The organism is Bacillus sp. AFS012607, from assembly GCF_002558005.1.
Lineage (GTDB): Bacteria > Bacillota > Bacilli > Bacillales > Bacillaceae_G > Bacillus_A > Bacillus_A thuringiensis_S.
The window spans coordinates 175,359-190,462 of record NZ_NTVM01000002.1 but is presented as its reverse complement, the minus strand read 5'-3'; the positions used below and the strand labels follow the sequence as shown (position 1 = coordinate 190,462).

The following is a 15,104-nucleotide window of genomic DNA, read 5'->3' as shown; positions in this document are numbered from 1 at the left end:
TATAACATAAATTGATATATTGATTGCATAATCTAGGAGATCAGAAATATACATTTCTTTTTAACAGGAGTAATACATACATTATTATCCTCTATAAAATGGGAGCTCTTCAAAAAACTTTATTGAAGTTAGTTGAAGGGAAACCGACAATCTCCATAATTCAATGATGATATAAAATCATTGAATTATGGAAGTTGTCGGTTTTTTTTATGGGAAAAAACGATGCACTAAAAAGAGTGAATGAAAATTGAAATTTAAAAAATCATCTTAATTAAAAGGAATTTTTATAGTTTATTTTTGCTTAGAAGGGGGTATTTAACATGTTAATTTCGCTGAGTTCATCAACACTGTTAACATTATTTTTTATGGCGCTTAGTGCTTTTTGGCTAAGTGGATTATTGTTTTTACATGCAAGGATGCCTTTACGTTTTGTTCATATCCATATTGGTATCGCTGCATTGCCTTCATTGGTTTCTTTACTCGCACTTGTTAATCACAATGAAGATAGAGTTGTAGGGCCTTGGCATCTAGATACTTTAGCTTGGTTCATGGCTTTCTTTGTTCTTACAATTGGTTTAATCATTCAGCGTTTTTCTATACGTTACTTACTGGGAGATCGCTCATATCGAAAATACTTTGCACTTTTTACATTTACTACAGGTGTATCTTCAGTCGCATGGTTAAGTAATGATCTTCGTTTCATGATTATTTGTTGGGGAGCAACTCTTATAGGATTGGTTCTACTCATAGGGCTAAATAAAGGTTGGAAAGTAGTTAGTGAAGCAACAAAAATTTCTAGTTATTTATTTACAATAAGCTGGATCGCCTTGCTATCAGCTATCATTTGGCTTTTTCAAGGCACTGGACAGTGGCAATTAACATCAGTTTTAACGAATGAAAATGTAGCTCAATTTGGAACGTTGGAGAAAACAGGAATTAACTTATTGATTATAGTAGCTGTGATGATTCCAGCAGCACAATGGCCTTTTCAAAGATGGTTAATTGAGTCAGCTGTAGCTCCAACTCCTGTGTCTGCTATTATGCATGCTGGTTTAGTAAATGCTGGCGGTATCATGTTAACTAGATTTTCACCTCTTTTTCATGATGATATTGCACAAATCATTTTACTAATTTTCTCAAGTATTTCTATCTTAATCGGAACAGGAATTAGCCTAGTTCAAGTTGATTATAAACGTCAGCTAGTGGGATCAACTATTGCACAAATGGGGTTTATGCTTATTCAATGCGCATTAGGAGCCTATTTAGCGGCTGTTATTCATTTGATTTTACATGGTTTGTTTAAAGCTACACTGTTTTTACAAGCTGGTTCTTCCGTGCAACGTTTTGGGGCAGTGAAGCAGTCTAATGAAAAGATATCTGATTTATGGATTATGGTCGGACGTGTTTTCGGATTATTTATAGCGATTGCTTTTTGGTTTACGACTTCTGGAGAAGGGTATGAATTAGTTAGTGCGTTCATCTTAGGGTGGTCATTATACTTTTCATGGAAACAGCTTGTTGTTTTTGGAGAGGGAAGAATGGGACGAATTGTTGGCGTATTTATTTTAGCTGGTTTTTCTCTCATTTATTTTACCGTTCATAATTCTCTTTACAAATGGTTGCATACTGACATGTATCAAAGTGTTCAACCTTCAGCTCCAGCTGTTATCTTTGTTATATGTATTTTACTATTTAGTAGTGCTATTAGTACTTTCGTTACTCGTAATCAATCTTCTACTTTATTCGCTGTACTTTATCTTTGGTTAGTTCGAGTAGGTGAGGCGAGAAGAAAGTCAGTAGAAAGTCACCCAGGCTATCTGAAACATTATGTATCAAAGGGAGGTAATTCGTGATGAGCATATTGTCAATATTAAAGAAAGATACAAATATTGATATGCAAGAAAATAATATAAATGATTTAGTTGCATCTGCTAGCCGAGTGATTGCACCACTTTGGCCTATCTCTACGTTTGCAGCTCATCACCCTTGGATGGGACTTGAAAAACAATCATTTGAACAAGTTGCAGATTGGTTAAAAGAAATTCGTAATGTGGATATATATCCGAGTGCTGCTATAATTCATTCGGCAAAGGCAAAAGGGGAGATTGAGGAATCATTTTTACAAAGTGGCTTGTCTCGTTGGCTTGATTCACAATCTTTTCATATCCCGCGAAAGAAAGTGGAGCAGTTTTGCCAAGTAGCTTTAAAATTAGAGGAATTACCTTCTAGTCTATTATCATTGCCAGAAGTAAATAAACTGGCAGAAGAAATGAGTTATATAAATACAGAGAGTATGAAAGACTCTTCTTTGCAACCTGTAAGTTCACTTATAGAGAACCAAAAGGGTGAAAACCTATCTGATATTCTTAATTATCATATCATTAAATGGTGTAAATTATATCTTGATGACTCCGGATCAAGTTGGACGATGCCAAATCGAGAGAAAGGTTTTTATCGTGCATGGCAACACCTTATTAAATTTGATCCAGCGCTCAGTAAAAATGAGCGTAAAGTTTTAAAAGATTGGCCACAAGATGCCCAAGTAGCTTTAGCGAGAGCATTATCTGAACTAGGAATTTCTGAATCTAACATACAAGCTTACCTTGAAGGGCACTTACTTTCTTTGCCTGGGTGGGCAGGAATGATACGATGGCGCTCACAACAATCAATTCAGGAACAGGAACTCCTAATAGAATATTTAGCAGTTCGAATTTCTATGGAGCTGGCTATTACAAAGCCTTATTTACCTTTAAAAAATCAAAAGGTTGAGAAAAAAGTTGCAATCGTCCCGCTTATAGCTTCTTGGATCTATTGGGGGAATATTTCAACACGGGAATGGTTACAAATGCCTGCTGCTGAACAAAGTGAATTATTAGTATTCGCTTATCGTTTTGATGAAAATATTCGTAGGAAACTTTGGCTGGAAGCTTGGGAACAGACGCATGCAGAGCAATTAAGGAAGAAGATTGCTTCTAAACAACGTGCAACTAATGATAAAAAGCGTGTATTAGCTCAATTAGCATTCTGTATTGATGTACGTTCAGAACCGTTTCGTCGCCACCTTGAAAAATTAGGTCCGTTTGAAACATTTGGAATAGCTGGTTTCTTTGGATTACCAATTGCAACTAGTGAACTAGGTAGTAATAACAACCATCCTTCTTTGCCAGTTATACTCAAACCGAAACATCAAATAAAAGAGCTCACAAATGAAAATGAACTTAAATCTTATGAGCAACGTAAGAGGGTAGGCAGTTCGGTACGTTATACATTTAAAACGATGAAACAGAACGTACTGACGAGTATGGCGCTACCTGAGTTAAGTGGTCCTTTATTTGGTCTACAAATGGTGACAAGAAGCTTTGTCCCAAGAGGAGTTGGTGCTTTCATTCGTAACCTTCGTAAAACTATGTTACAAAAACCTGATACAACATTCTCACTTAATCATGTTCATGACACAAAGGGCGAGATACCTATCGGTTTTACGAAAGAAGAAAAAGTGAACTATGTGCGTCAAGCTTTAAAAATGGTGGGACTGACAGAAAAATTTGCTCCTTTAGTTGTAATGTGCGGACATAGTAGTCAAAGTACGAACAATCCTTATGCTGCAGCGCTTGAGTGTGGTGCTTGTGGCGGAGCAGCAGGGGGATTCAATGCAAGAGTTTTTGCTACTTTATGTAATCTTCCAGAAGTAAGAGAGGCATTGGCTGCTGAAGGTATTAAAATTCCTGAGGACACCATTTTTGCAGCAGCTGAACATAAAACAACAGTGGACGAATTGGAATGGATTTACGTCCCGGAACTTTCGGAAGCTGCGCAAGAAGCATTTGATTGTATCGAGTCGATTATGCCAAATGTGAGCCAACATGCAAATAGAGAGCGTTTAACGCAATTACCAAATTTTAAAACGAAAATAAAAAATGCGAGTAAAGAGGCACATCGATTTGCAGAAGATTGGAGTGAAATACGTCCAGAATGGGGATTAGCTCGTAATGCATCTTTTATTATCGGGCAACGAGAATTAACTCAAGATTGTGACTTAGAAGGTAGGGCGTTCCTCCATAATTATGATTGGAAACAGGATGAAAGTGGCGATATATTAGCTAACATTATTGCAGGACCAGGAACAGTAGCTCAGTGGATAAATTTACAATATTACGCTTCAACTGTAGCACCTCATTATTATGGTAGTGGAAACAAAACAACCCAAACTGTAACGGCAGGTCTCGGTGTTATGCAAGGGAATGCAAGTGACCTGTTGCCAGGCTTACCTTGGCAATCGGTTATGCAGTCAGATAGTGAGACGTATCATTCACCACTTCGTTTACTAATTGTCATTCAAGCACCTATTGAATATATAGAACGTTTGTTAAATAATGATTTCACATTTCGAGAAAAAGTTCAAAATGGATGGGTTAGACTTGCAAGTGTTGATCCAGAGGGACGCTGGAAAAACTGGTAACAATTATTATTGTTACTAGCTTAAAAGTTTCATAAATACAATAATGAAGAAGGAGTGCTCCATATGAATTCAAAGAATAAAAAAGTTTTATTATTAACAGAAATTGAACACGGAATAGAGCCTAGTATCCAACAAGTAACTAACATTCACCAAGAAAACATGTTGACTATACACAGCTATGATTCTGTAATTGTACATCCTTATGGAGATATAATGAGATCTATTATTATTGCTATTTATCAAGAAAATGTTAAAGAAATTTTTGTTGTCGGAATAGAGGATAAAGAAACGTCTTCAGTTAATCTACAAACTCAACGTGATTTCATAAAAGATAATATAGAATTAGACTATCTCTTTAAAAATTGCATGCCTGAATTTTCAAGTGGTAGCCTCGATGAATGGCTAATTGGAAAAGAAAATGTTAGTGAAAATATTGAGAAGAGTATAGATATGATTTGTCATCATCCACTAGTACCGTCTGATGTTAAAGTTCATGGTTTCAAGATTGATAGAATAGGGGAAAAAGAAACGGTTGTTAAAATTCCTACTAATAAAATAGTTGAAAAAGTTAACTAATTTATTAAAGACAAATAAATTCTTATGTATAAATTGCTGTTGTATAATAAATTTTATTATGTTTTAAGAATCAGAAGAGGTAGCCATGCAAAACAAAATTATCGTTATGTTTCAAAAAGATTTTCGTTTATATGATAACCCAGCTCTATTTGAGGCTGTTCAGTCCGGGGAGGTTCTTCCGGTATATGTACAAGATGAAACTTTTTCAATAGGAAGTGCGGCAAAGTGGTGGTTACACCATGCTGTAATAGATGTAAAGAAGCAACTTGAGGCATTGGGCTCTACTTTAATAATTCGTAAAGGACGTACGGAGGAAGAAATACTTTCTCTCATAGAACAATTAGATATAACGGCTGTATATTGGAATATTTGCTATGATCCGGACAGATTACAATCTAATCAAAAAATGAAAATGATGTTAGAAGATAAAGGTATTATTTGTAAGGAATTTAATTCGCATTTATTATTAGAACCGTGGATTATAAAAAAGAAGGACAACACTGAATATAAGGTGTTTACGCCTTTTTACAATGCATTTCAAAAGCAGGTAATACCTAAACCTATTAGCAAAGTGCAGAGTATAAAATGGGGAAGCTCTTTACCAGCAAGCTTATCTGTTTCAGAATTACACTTGCTGCCAACTATACCGTGGACATCTCATATTGAATCAATATGGGAGCCTACAGAGGAAGGGGCATACAAAACATTCAAGAAATTTTTCTCTAGCAAATTAGCCTCTTATAGTGAAGGAAGAGATTTTCCAAATCAAAATGCTCATTCGATGTTGGCGCCATATCTTTCATTTGGCCAAATATCAGTGAAGTTAATGTATCATTACTTAATAAATAAAAGTACCGAAAGACAATGTAGTCTTTTTGAAAAACAAGTGAATAGTTTTATACGCCAATTAATTTGGCGAGAGTTTTCTTATTATTTGCTATATCACTATCCGTTTACAGTATATAAACCTCTTAATAAAAACTTTGAACATTTTCCGTGGAATAAGGAAGAGGAGTTATTAAGAGTATGGCAAAAAGGTGAAACTGGTTATCCGTTTATTGACGCGGGAATGCGGGAGCTTTGGCAAACAGGTTTTATGCATAATCGGACAAGAATGGCTGTAGCCTCTTTTCTTGTAAAGCATTTGTTAATTCCGTGGCAAGAAGGAGCAAAATGGTTTATGGATACACTACTAGATGCTGATATTGCAAATAATACAATGGGATGGCAATGGGTTGCTGGAAGTGGAGCAGATGCATCACCGTACTTTCGTATTTTTAATCCTATCACACAAGGAGAAAAGTTTGATAAAAATGGAGAGTATATAAGAAAATGGGTACCAGAATTAAGAGATATACCGAATAAGTATATACATAAACCTTGGGAAGCACCTGAGCATATTTTACAAAAGGCCAATATAAAGCTTGGTAATACATATCCTTTGCCAGTCGTTGATCATAAGGCAGCAAGAGAGAGAGCACTGTGTGCATATAAAAGTATGAAAGAGTTCGTATGAAATAGATTAAACGATATGTATTTGAAATTTAAATATTAGAAATTTATCCATTACAAGGGCATACTAATCATATAAAGTTTCTATAATCTTCTAGTAAAAAGGAGAATGTTTATGAAAAAATCTAGTATTATAGTATTTTTACTAACATATGGTTTGTTTTATGTTTCTAGTGTTTTATTCCCTATTGATCGTACTTGGTATGATGCGTTAGAAAAGCCGTCTTGGACACCTCCTGGTATGACAATCGGAATGATATGGGCTGTATTATTTGGACTTATTGCATTATCAGTTGCAATTATTTACAACAACTATGGATTCAAGCCAAAAACATTTTGGTTTGTATTCCTTTTAAATTATATGTGCAATCAAGCGTTCAGCTACTTTCAATTCAGTCAAAAAAATTTGTTTTTAGCAACAGTAGACTGTTTACTAGTCGCTATTACTACGTTACTTCTCATTATGTTTTCTTCCAATTTATCTAAAGTATCGACATGGTTGCTAATTCCATATTTTTTATGGTCTGCATTTGCTACATATTTATCTTGGACAATTTATAGTATAAATTAAAGACGTAAATGAAAACTTGAGCACAATAAAAATGCTCGAGTTTTTATGTTTATTAATGATAATCTAAAGTATAGAATATATACATCTTAGGGAGGTCATACATATGAAGAAATGGATGAAAATTGTTCTGTACTCTTTACTTGGTATTTTACTTATAGGGAGTATTACTTTTTTTACTTGGTCCCAGTTTACTTACAAACCAACGAAAGAGGCTTTGTCGTTAGTGAATGATAAAAAAGATGAAGGTAATATAGTTTTTGGACAGAAAGATGCTAAAATAGGGGTTGTTTTTTATCAAGGTGCTAAAGTAGAAGCTGAAGCTTATAGTTACTTAGGAGAAGCTCTTGCAAAAGATGGGCATTTTGTAGTAATGCCTAAGTTACCATTAAACTTAGCGATACTTGGAATCAATGCGGTAGATAGTGTAATTGAACAGTACCCTGAAGTTCAAAAATGGTACGTTGCTGGACATTCAATGGGCGGAGCTATGATTTCTAAGTATGCCTTTCAGAATGAAGACAAGGTAGATGGGATCATTTTCTTAGGCTCTTATCCTGCAGATGATTTCTCTACAAAATCGATTCCAATGTTATCTATTTATGGAGAAGTAGATGCTTTAGCAACTGTAGAAAAAATAGAGAACAATAAAAAGTTAATGTCAAAGAATACAACTATGCACATGATAAAAGGCGGAAACCATGCTCATTTTGGCATGTATGGTGAGCAAAAAGGTGATAATGCAAGCTTAATTACGTCAAAAGCACAACGGGATGAAACAGTTAAAGTAATTGAAGAATGGTTGTTAAAACAATGATAACGAACTTAATAAATCGATCGAAAGAATTCTCCAAACGGTAGATGGGAGCGATAATAAAGAGCCAACTCGTACGAATTGGCTCTTTTATTTCTTTGCTATCTCCAATTGTCCCCTTATTTTCTCTGGAATGTCCTTTTCAGAAATAATATCGTAGGAATAGACATACTTACCTTTCACATGAATTTTTAAGTAAATTTTTCTTGTAAAATCATTAGGCGTGTTCGTTCCAACTTTATATTCTTTTTCATTGCTTAATTCATCAACACCTTTTAGTGAGTACATAGCTCTTCCTTTATGATGATAATCTGGAACACCATATCCTTTCGCAACGGCATATACATTCTTTTCTTCAGCAATCGGATTAAATCTGTCTAAATCTCCGCGTAATATGAAAGGTAGTAAGTATATAGGGAGGCCTATTCCTAGTATGCAAATTACAAATTTCTTCATGATCGTTTCTCCTCTTGTTCATTTACATGATTCAGTATAGAAAAAAATTCTTATAAATATAGAGGGAAATTCCTTAAGGTTTTCTTAATAAAGTTTAACCGTGTGAAAAAAGACTAACTTGAGCAGTAAGCTTACGGAATGAATAGCCAAATAACCTGTTTTCTTTATTTTTTGAGGATAGGTTATTAGGTTTTATATTGGTATGAGTGAATTAAGAAATAAGTGAGATTTAGGAAATAGAATAAATTTATTTTACAGTAATAAGAGAATTAACTAAATAAATGAGAGTGAGAACAATTAAAGAAAGCATCTAGTGGGGTGCTTTTTTCTTTTGAAACAGAGAATCTCATGGGTCATTTACATGTAAATTAGTGCTGTGCTTCTAAGTCCTTGGAAAATCCAACAATAAAAAAAGAGGGGGAGGGCATTTTTTATTGAAGTTTGTTAATGATAGATTTTTAATTAGTTAGGGGGGATCGTAAAATAGATTATTAATCTCTTTGATAATTTTTATTTTCCTTATAGTTGGCATACTGTATTAGAAATTTTAAATTTTGAAAGGAGAATCAATAAGTATGGGTAAGAAAAGAAGAACAAGTAATAAGTTATTACTTGTTAGTGCGATTTTTTCAATAACAATTCCCTCAGTCTCATATGCGGAGGAAGTAATTTTACCTGAAAATTTTACGAGTTCTTCAAGTTTGTATGAGGGACGGAATACGGAAGTATTGAAAACAAGCTTATATCCTGATACATATAATTATCCGTTTAACCATCAATTTATTTCGAAATTAAAGGAAGCAAACACAACTATAAAAAAAGTAGACAATAGTGATGATGAAAATCCTATTATATCTACTACTCTTTCATTTATTCGTCATATGAATAGTGAAGATTATAAATCTGCATTTGATTTAACCTCAAGGTCATTACAGAAAATAATATCCGAAGAATGGCTGAAGAGCTATTGGGAGGGACTCCCAGTACAATTACAAGCAGGTTCTTTTATAGAAATTGGAGAGGTTACACAAAAAGAGACAAATCCTGTTCATACAAATGTGGAGATTCAATTAGTTTTTGAAAAAATGACTGTACCTTTACTAATTAAACTAGATCCATCTGGAAAAATAGACGATTTTCAACTAAGCATGTCGTTTAGTCCTGTTGCAGAGCGTCCATCATATAGTAAGCCTGAATCATTTGTTGATAAAGAAGTAGTAGTTGGAAGTGGTGCATTTCCATTACCAGGAACATTGTCGGTTCCAAAAGGAAAGGGTCCTTTTCCAGCGGTTATTCTTGTTCAAGGATCAGGAGCAACCGATCAGGATGAAACAGCGTTTGCTTTAAAACCATTTCGCGATTTAGCTGAAGGTCTTGCATCGAAGGGAATTGCTGTTCTTCGCTATAATAAAAGAACTTATGAACATGGGTTGAAAACACAATTTAGTCCCTTTTATACAGTTGATAAAGAGACAACAGATGATGCTCTTTTTGTAACTCAATTTCTTAAAAATGAGCCTCTAATAAATAAGAATCAAATATATATTCTTGGTCATAGTCAAGGTGGAATGATGCTTCCGAAAATGATTGAAAAAGACCAAAATAATAATATTGCTGGGGCAATTGTAATGGGTGGGCCAGCTCGTACGATCCAAGACGTTGTTTTAGATCAATTTGAGTACCTTTTTTCTATTGGAGCAATGAATCTAGATGAATATAAATTCTACAAAGCACAATTTGAATTATTAAATGATCCAAATTTCTCTAGTCAGAATCCCCCAAAAGATTTTTACTTAGGATCAGCAATATTTTGGGATTCTATCCGAAAAATTAAAGCAGCCGAAATGTCAAAAGAACAAAAGACACGGCTTCTTATTATTCAAGGGGAAAGAGACTATCAAGTTCAATCAAAAATCGAAATTCCTCTTTGGAAAGAACAATTAAAAGAACGAGATAACGTCGATTATCGACTATATCCGAAGTTAAATCATTTCTTTACAGAAGGTGATGGAGAAATAAGTAAACCGGATGAATATTATAGTCCTGCTAATATCCCTGAGTATGTTATAAATGACATTGCTGCTTGGGTGCAAGGAAGATCGCAATTAAATTAGCAACTATATGTTTTAATAAAGACTTTCTTTCTGTAATCAAACTAGAAACATTATTAGGTTATATGTTTTTTAGCACTCTTTTAAAAAGAGTGCTTTTTTATTTTCCTAGGATTTAATTAACGAAAAAAATATCTTGTACTCCTTTTGTAACTTTTTCTAAATAGAAATTTTCTATAAAACAATGGGCTTGCCTTCCAAACAAATCGTTATTTGTAGCACTTTTATCAAAGCAAACTTCTCGTGACATCGCTGTGATATTCAAAAACATTTATAACTTATTTTATGAAATTTTTTGAAAATTTAGGTTTAACATCTTTAAAATAGGTGTATTACATATTACATAACAACTAAATAAAAAAATAAAAAATTTAAAGGAGGAAAAATACAATGCACAAGAATGAAAGAAAACCGGTGGTTCATGAATATGAAAATGAACAGGAAGTAGTTATGAAAGTAAAAGAGCTAGAATTGCAAGGGATTCACCAAGGTGACATGTATGTCTTAACACATGAAAAACATCTAACAAAAAAGATTGCGGATGATACAAACACAAATACGATTGGAGTAAAAGAACAAGGATTGGGAACAAGTATTATCAACTTTTTCTCCAAAAAAGGGGACGAACTTCGAAATCAAATGGAAGAAATGGGATTGTCGAAGGAGGAAGCTAACTTATATGAAGAAAAGCTAGATCAAGGGAGGATTTTACTCCTAGTAACAGCTGAAACACCAATGGCGAGTGATAGGAAGTCGCAAACCTATCATTCTCTCTAATAGATTGCAATAGGTAAGGTAATTATTTTAAGTTGTAGCATTGAAGAAAATAAAAGTAGAGAAGGGTGAGAAAAATGAAACATACAATATTTAAATATGCTGTGATTGGGATTACGACCGGAGTCATCGTCTCCCTATTAAAAAAAGAAAATCGGAAAGCTATACAAACAAAAGGAAAAAGCGTAAAAGAAAAACTACAAGAAGGAAACATAAAGGAAACATTGGAGAAGGTAACTGAGACAAGTAAACAATTCTCTGCAACTGCAGCTAATGTTGCAAAACAAACATTACCACAATTGCTTACAGCCACACCAGTTGTCATTTCTACCATTAAAGACTTAACAGAAAACGAAAGTAACAAAAAGAAAAAAGATGAAAAGGATTACGAAATAAATGAAAATAGTAGGAACCTAGACGGAGAAAAAACGGAAAATGAAAAGAAATATGTGAAAGAAAGGAAAGAAGAGAAAGAAGAGAGTGCCTAGATTTAATTCTTAAAAGAGAAAGTGAGGAAAAAAGTATGAAATCTCTGTATGCAATTGATGTAGGAATTGGCTTTACCAAGCGGGCATATCGACAGGATGTAGATTCTGAGATGACGATTAAGAGTGAAGCTTCCACACTAGCCCCTGTACCTAATCATACTGACAGTGAAGATTTAACAAAGGTGAGTTTTATAGACTTAGACTTTGCATACTACATGGGAAATGAAGCACATCAATCTGACGCTTCATTGCTTCCTCCATTTAATGAAGAAATAGAAAATTATTATGAAAGCGAACGTTTTAAACAACAAATATTTGGTTGCATTGCAAAGGATTATAAAGAAAATGTCGTGTTACCTTTAGTTGTTACCGGGCTTCCAGTCACTTGTTTTGGTAGTCAGCACGAGCAATTACAACATGCACTAAAAAAAGAAACTTCCGTGCAAATTGATGGGAAATTTATTAATATTACGGTGGAAAATGCTTTGATTCTTCAGCAACCAGTCGCTTTACATGCCTATTTCTTAAAAGAGGGAATTATTCAGGAACAAGATCGCATCTTAATTATTGATGGTGGATTTCGTACATTAGAAATGGCAGATATGAAACAGAATCTCATTTTAAATCATTATGAGACGGAACTAGGATGTAGCAAGCCTTTGAAAAATATTAAGAATATCCTGCAGAATCATGCGGGTGAAAGTAATCAATTGCATATTAACGACATGCCAAAAATATTAGAAAAAGGATATGGAGATCGAGACGAAAATTATGAGACAAGTCAGGTGGATATTTTAATTCAAAAAGAGTTGGATGCACACTTCCAAGACGTCATGCGTGTATTACAAGAACAATTTAAGTTAGACCAGTATGATACTATTATTTGGACCGGAGGAATAGTAGATATCCACAAAAAACGAATTGAAAAAATGCAAGGTGAAATTGCTTCTTTCCGTATGGTAGACGCTTCAAAAGAGGCCGCGCTTCATGGATACTATATTATTGGAAGTCAAGTATTTGAGGACATCACCAATCAATCTGCACAAAAATCCCAATTATAATAACGATCGAAATGAATTTTGTTGAATAGAACTGCTAAATTATAGGGCTTGATTTCCATATATAATAAATTATTTATAAGAAAAGATAAAAAGTGCTTGTATAGAGGAAATGTTTAAAATTGAGAATAAAAATAACTAATATATAGGGGGTCTTTCTTTTAAAAGAATAAGACCTCCTATGCCATTTATTTTGTAATTTAGATGATTTAAAAACTTTTCCTCCAAGATATGAATACCTACATACAAATTTCATATTACGGATATGATTCGATCAAACATAAAACTATTTAGAAAGGAAGAATAATATGGAATGCATAAAAATGACGAAATGGAGTTGGTATCATGTGAAAACTAGTGAGCTTGAAAAACTTTCTTCTATAATCCCTCGTGATGTAACATCTTATTTCTCTCAATTTGTAAAGAAAATAAGTTCTCCTTGTGAAAATGGATTATATGTTTATACGTTATCACCAAGTCAAACTTGTGTATATGGTTCGTTTTTATATGATCAAGATAAAAAGGATGCCAAAATTCAAAAATTTATTCATTATTTCGTAGCTCATGGAATACTGATAACAGTCCAGGAAAAAGAGGAAGAGGATTTCCAAAAATTAATACATAATTTCCCTATGGGTATAAAAAATTGTAATAGTTCCGCTGAAGGAGTATGTGCTATCTTATCAATATTTATATCTCACTATTTACGAAAGGTTGACTATTTTGAAAACAATTTCAGAAATGTATTATGGGATTTTTATCATCATAATAACATAGCAGTTTTAGAAAGAATTTATCATATTCGTCATGAATTATTTATGAACACACATGTGTTTCGCTTAATACAGGAAGTGTTACAAGGCTTGGAGGAAGCTTGGTTAGAAAACTTAACAAACACCCTTTATTATAAACAAACACACGTAAAATTAGAGCGTGGATTACAACTTGTTAAAGAGTACCAAGAAGAATTAGACACGATGATTCATTTACAAGAAGTTGTTTCTTCTCATCGTGGGAATGAAATTATGAAAGCTCTTACTGTATTAACTGCTGTGAGTACGCCTTTGACAGCTTTAGGAGCATTATGGGGAATGAATTTTAAATACATGCCTGAACTAGAATGGAAATATAGCTATTTAATCGCTCTCTTATTTATTATTTTCACAACAGGGGGTATGTATTTATATATGCGAGTCAAAGGATGGACAGGTGATTTATTACGAGTAAAGAAAAAGAAATCTTTTTTTAAATCTAATTAATCCTGTTTATAAAAAATATGATAGATATATAGTTAATAATATTTATTAATTGGGGTAGTGCCATATCCCTATCAAGTTAAAGTTTTGATGTCCCCGCAATGATAAAAATTGTGAATATTTATATGAAAGATTAGAGCTCTCCTTCTTGTAGGAGGGCTCTAATCTTTGTTTAAAAACTATAGCATATACATGGGCAGACTCAATATGTGAACTTTGTCCGGATTCAATTTAGAATATAAAAAAGGAGAACTTGCGTTAGAATACAAGCTCTCTTTAAAAGAAATAACGTAATTGAGATACTTATATATTAACAATTTTTTCTTCTAATTCCATATTTCTTATGTTGAGAAATAAATGATAAGGGGCTTAATAAAACTAAAATGAATTATTGACATAATATTTCGACGATAATATAATAAATCTCGAATTCAAGATAACTTGTAAAGGATTGGTAATTATGAGTGTGATTAATGATGAGAGCTTATCTTTAAAGTTATTTGTTACATTATCAAGGGCAGCACAGGCAATTACTAAGCGTATTGAAGAGGATATAAAAAGTTATGGACTTAATCCAACTGAATTTGCAGTGCTTGAGCTACTATATAGTAAAGGCGATCAGCCTATACAAAAAATTGGAGGGAAAATATTACTTGCAAGTAGTAGTATCACGTATGTAGTGGATAAGTTGGAAAAGAAGAGGTTCTTAATACGAAAACCATGTCCAAAAGACCGCCGTGTCACGTATGCGTCAATTACTTCAGATGGTATTCAGTTAATGGATAGTATTTTTCCTCATCATAAAGAGGCGATTCGGCATATATTTGGTGGTTTGGACTATATTGAGAAAAAAATGATAATCGAAAAGTTGAAAAAATTAGGGTATTATGCACTCGAACTATAAATTTTTAGAAATATATCTCGAATTAGTAATGTCCTAATTAAATCTAATTTAAATAAATAGGAGGAAAAATTAATAAATGGTAGTAAATTTATTATAATACAAAATGAATAAACCATGTAATTTCAATT

General features: G+C 33.3%; 14 protein-coding genes. 12 read left to right on the top strand and 2 right to left on the bottom strand.

Features of this window, described 5'->3' with window-relative positions; translation table 11 throughout:
- Window positions 1-320: 320 nt before the first annotated feature.
- From CN409_RS01260 to CN409_RS01235, 6 genes are all read left to right on the top strand, one after another.
- Window positions 321-1,853 (top strand): NADH dehydrogenase subunit 5, encoded by a 1,533-nt coding sequence (locus tag CN409_RS01260; RefSeq protein WP_097981004.1) that lies wholly within the window; start codon window positions 321-323, stop codon window positions 1,851-1,853.
- Complete coding sequence (locus CN409_RS01255; protein WP_097981003.1) at window positions 1,853-4,459, top strand: DUF2309 domain-containing protein; 2,607 nt, start codon at window positions 1,853-1,855, stop codon at window positions 4,457-4,459. The genes CN409_RS01260 and CN409_RS01255 overlap by 1 nt, the downstream gene beginning before the upstream one ends.
- Before the next feature lie 63 nt (window positions 4,460-4,522).
- Entirely contained in the window at window positions 4,523-5,035 is a 513-nt protein-coding gene (locus CN409_RS01250; RefSeq protein ID WP_097981001.1) for a carbonic anhydrase, read from the top strand.
- A gap of 85 nt (window positions 5,036-5,120) precedes the next feature.
- Entirely contained in the window at window positions 5,121-6,551 is a 1,431-nt protein-coding gene (locus CN409_RS01245; protein WP_001179984.1) for a cryptochrome/photolyase family protein, read from the top strand.
- Between the two features lie 111 nt (window positions 6,552-6,662).
- Window positions 6,663-7,118, top strand: coding sequence for a TspO/MBR family protein (locus tag CN409_RS01240; RefSeq protein WP_000749748.1), 456 nt, complete (start codon window positions 6,663-6,665; stop codon window positions 7,116-7,118).
- A gap of 103 nt (window positions 7,119-7,221) precedes the next feature.
- A complete protein-coding gene (locus CN409_RS01235) occupies window positions 7,222-7,932 on the top strand; it encodes an alpha/beta hydrolase (protein ID WP_097981000.1) in 711 nt (236 codons plus the stop codon).
- A gap of 87 nt (window positions 7,933-8,019) precedes the next feature.
- On the opposite strand, the gene CN409_RS01230 is transcribed toward CN409_RS01235, so the two are convergent.
- The gene (locus tag CN409_RS01230; RefSeq protein ID WP_000714889.1) at window positions 8,020-8,385 is read right to left on the bottom strand and encodes a YxeA family protein; all 366 of its coding nucleotides are present in this window, start codon (window positions 8,383-8,385) and stop codon (window positions 8,020-8,022) included.
- Window positions 8,386-8,960: 575 nt separating this feature from the next.
- On the opposite strand from CN409_RS01230, the gene CN409_RS01225 reads away from it, so the two are divergent.
- Window positions 8,961-10,499: an alpha/beta hydrolase gene (locus CN409_RS01225; protein ID WP_141527675.1), complete on the top strand. Its 1,539-nt coding sequence runs from the start codon at window positions 8,961-8,963 to the stop codon at window positions 10,497-10,499.
- Between the two features lie 112 nt (window positions 10,500-10,611).
- On the opposite strand, the gene CN409_RS32215 is transcribed toward CN409_RS01225, so the two are convergent.
- Window positions 10,612-10,767, bottom strand: a complete 156-nt coding sequence (locus CN409_RS32215) for an acyl dehydratase (protein ID WP_074789697.1) — start codon at window positions 10,765-10,767, stop codon at window positions 10,612-10,614.
- 119 nt (window positions 10,768-10,886) lie between these two features.
- On the opposite strand from CN409_RS32215, the gene CN409_RS01215 reads away from it, so the two are divergent.
- The 5 genes from CN409_RS01215 to CN409_RS01195 all read left to right on the top strand — a co-directional run bounded on the left by CN409_RS01215 (window position 10,887) and on the right by CN409_RS01195 (window position 14,976).
- Complete coding sequence (locus tag CN409_RS01215) at window positions 10,887-11,273, top strand: YflT domain-containing protein (RefSeq protein ID WP_097980998.1); 387 nt, start codon at window positions 10,887-10,889, stop codon at window positions 11,271-11,273.
- Window positions 11,274-11,347: 74 nt separating this feature from the next.
- On the top strand, window positions 11,348-11,758 hold the full coding sequence (locus tag CN409_RS01210) for a peptidase U61 (RefSeq protein ID WP_097980997.1): 411 nt from the start codon (window positions 11,348-11,350) through the stop codon (window positions 11,756-11,758).
- Window positions 11,759-11,793: 35 nt separating this feature from the next.
- Window positions 11,794-12,819 carry a ParM/StbA family protein gene (locus CN409_RS01205; protein ID WP_000839445.1) on the top strand — a complete coding sequence of 342 codons (1,026 nt, stop codon included), beginning with the start codon at window positions 11,794-11,796 and terminating at the stop codon, window positions 12,817-12,819.
- A gap of 305 nt (window positions 12,820-13,124) precedes the next feature.
- Complete coding sequence (locus tag CN409_RS01200) at window positions 13,125-14,075, top strand: magnesium transporter CorA family protein (RefSeq protein ID WP_097980995.1); 951 nt, start codon at window positions 13,125-13,127, stop codon at window positions 14,073-14,075.
- Window positions 14,076-14,532: 457 nt separating this feature from the next.
- A complete protein-coding gene (locus CN409_RS01195) occupies window positions 14,533-14,976 on the top strand; it encodes a MarR family winged helix-turn-helix transcriptional regulator (protein ID WP_097980994.1) in 444 nt (147 codons plus the stop codon).
- The last annotated feature ends 128 nt before the right edge of the window (window positions 14,977-15,104 follow it).

Bases quoted from the DNA above. Each gene is read 5' to 3' on its own strand.
- CN409_RS01260 (WP_097981004.1), top strand. From the start codon at position 321: ATGTTAATTTCGCTGAGTTCATCAACACTGTTAACATTATTTTTTATG.
- CN409_RS01255 (WP_097981003.1), top strand. From the start codon at position 1,853: ATGAGCATATTGTCAATATTAAAGAAAGATACAAATATTGATATGCAA.
- CN409_RS01250 (WP_097981001.1), top strand. From the start codon at position 4,523: ATGAATTCAAAGAATAAAAAAGTTTTATTATTAACAGAAATTGAACAC.
- CN409_RS01245 (WP_001179984.1), top strand. From the start codon at position 5,121: ATGCAAAACAAAATTATCGTTATGTTTCAAAAAGATTTTCGTTTATAT.
- CN409_RS01240 (WP_000749748.1), top strand. From the start codon at position 6,663: ATGAAAAAATCTAGTATTATAGTATTTTTACTAACATATGGTTTGTTT.
- CN409_RS01235 (WP_097981000.1), top strand. From the start codon at position 7,222: ATGAAGAAATGGATGAAAATTGTTCTGTACTCTTTACTTGGTATTTTA.
- CN409_RS01230 (WP_000714889.1), bottom strand. From the start codon at position 8,385: ATGAAGAAATTTGTAATTTGCATACTAGGAATAGGCCTCCCTATATAC.
- CN409_RS01225 (WP_141527675.1), top strand. From the start codon at position 8,961: ATGGGTAAGAAAAGAAGAACAAGTAATAAGTTATTACTTGTTAGTGCG.
- CN409_RS32215 (WP_074789697.1), bottom strand. From the start codon at position 10,767: ATGTTTTTGAATATCACAGCGATGTCACGAGAAGTTTGCTTTGATAAA.
- CN409_RS01215 (WP_097980998.1), top strand. From the start codon at position 10,887: ATGCACAAGAATGAAAGAAAACCGGTGGTTCATGAATATGAAAATGAA.
- CN409_RS01210 (WP_097980997.1), top strand. From the start codon at position 11,348: ATGAAACATACAATATTTAAATATGCTGTGATTGGGATTACGACCGGA.
- CN409_RS01205 (WP_000839445.1), top strand. From the start codon at position 11,794: ATGAAATCTCTGTATGCAATTGATGTAGGAATTGGCTTTACCAAGCGG.
- CN409_RS01200 (WP_097980995.1), top strand. From the start codon at position 13,125: ATGGAATGCATAAAAATGACGAAATGGAGTTGGTATCATGTGAAAACT.
- CN409_RS01195 (WP_097980994.1), top strand. From the start codon at position 14,533: ATGAGTGTGATTAATGATGAGAGCTTATCTTTAAAGTTATTTGTTACA.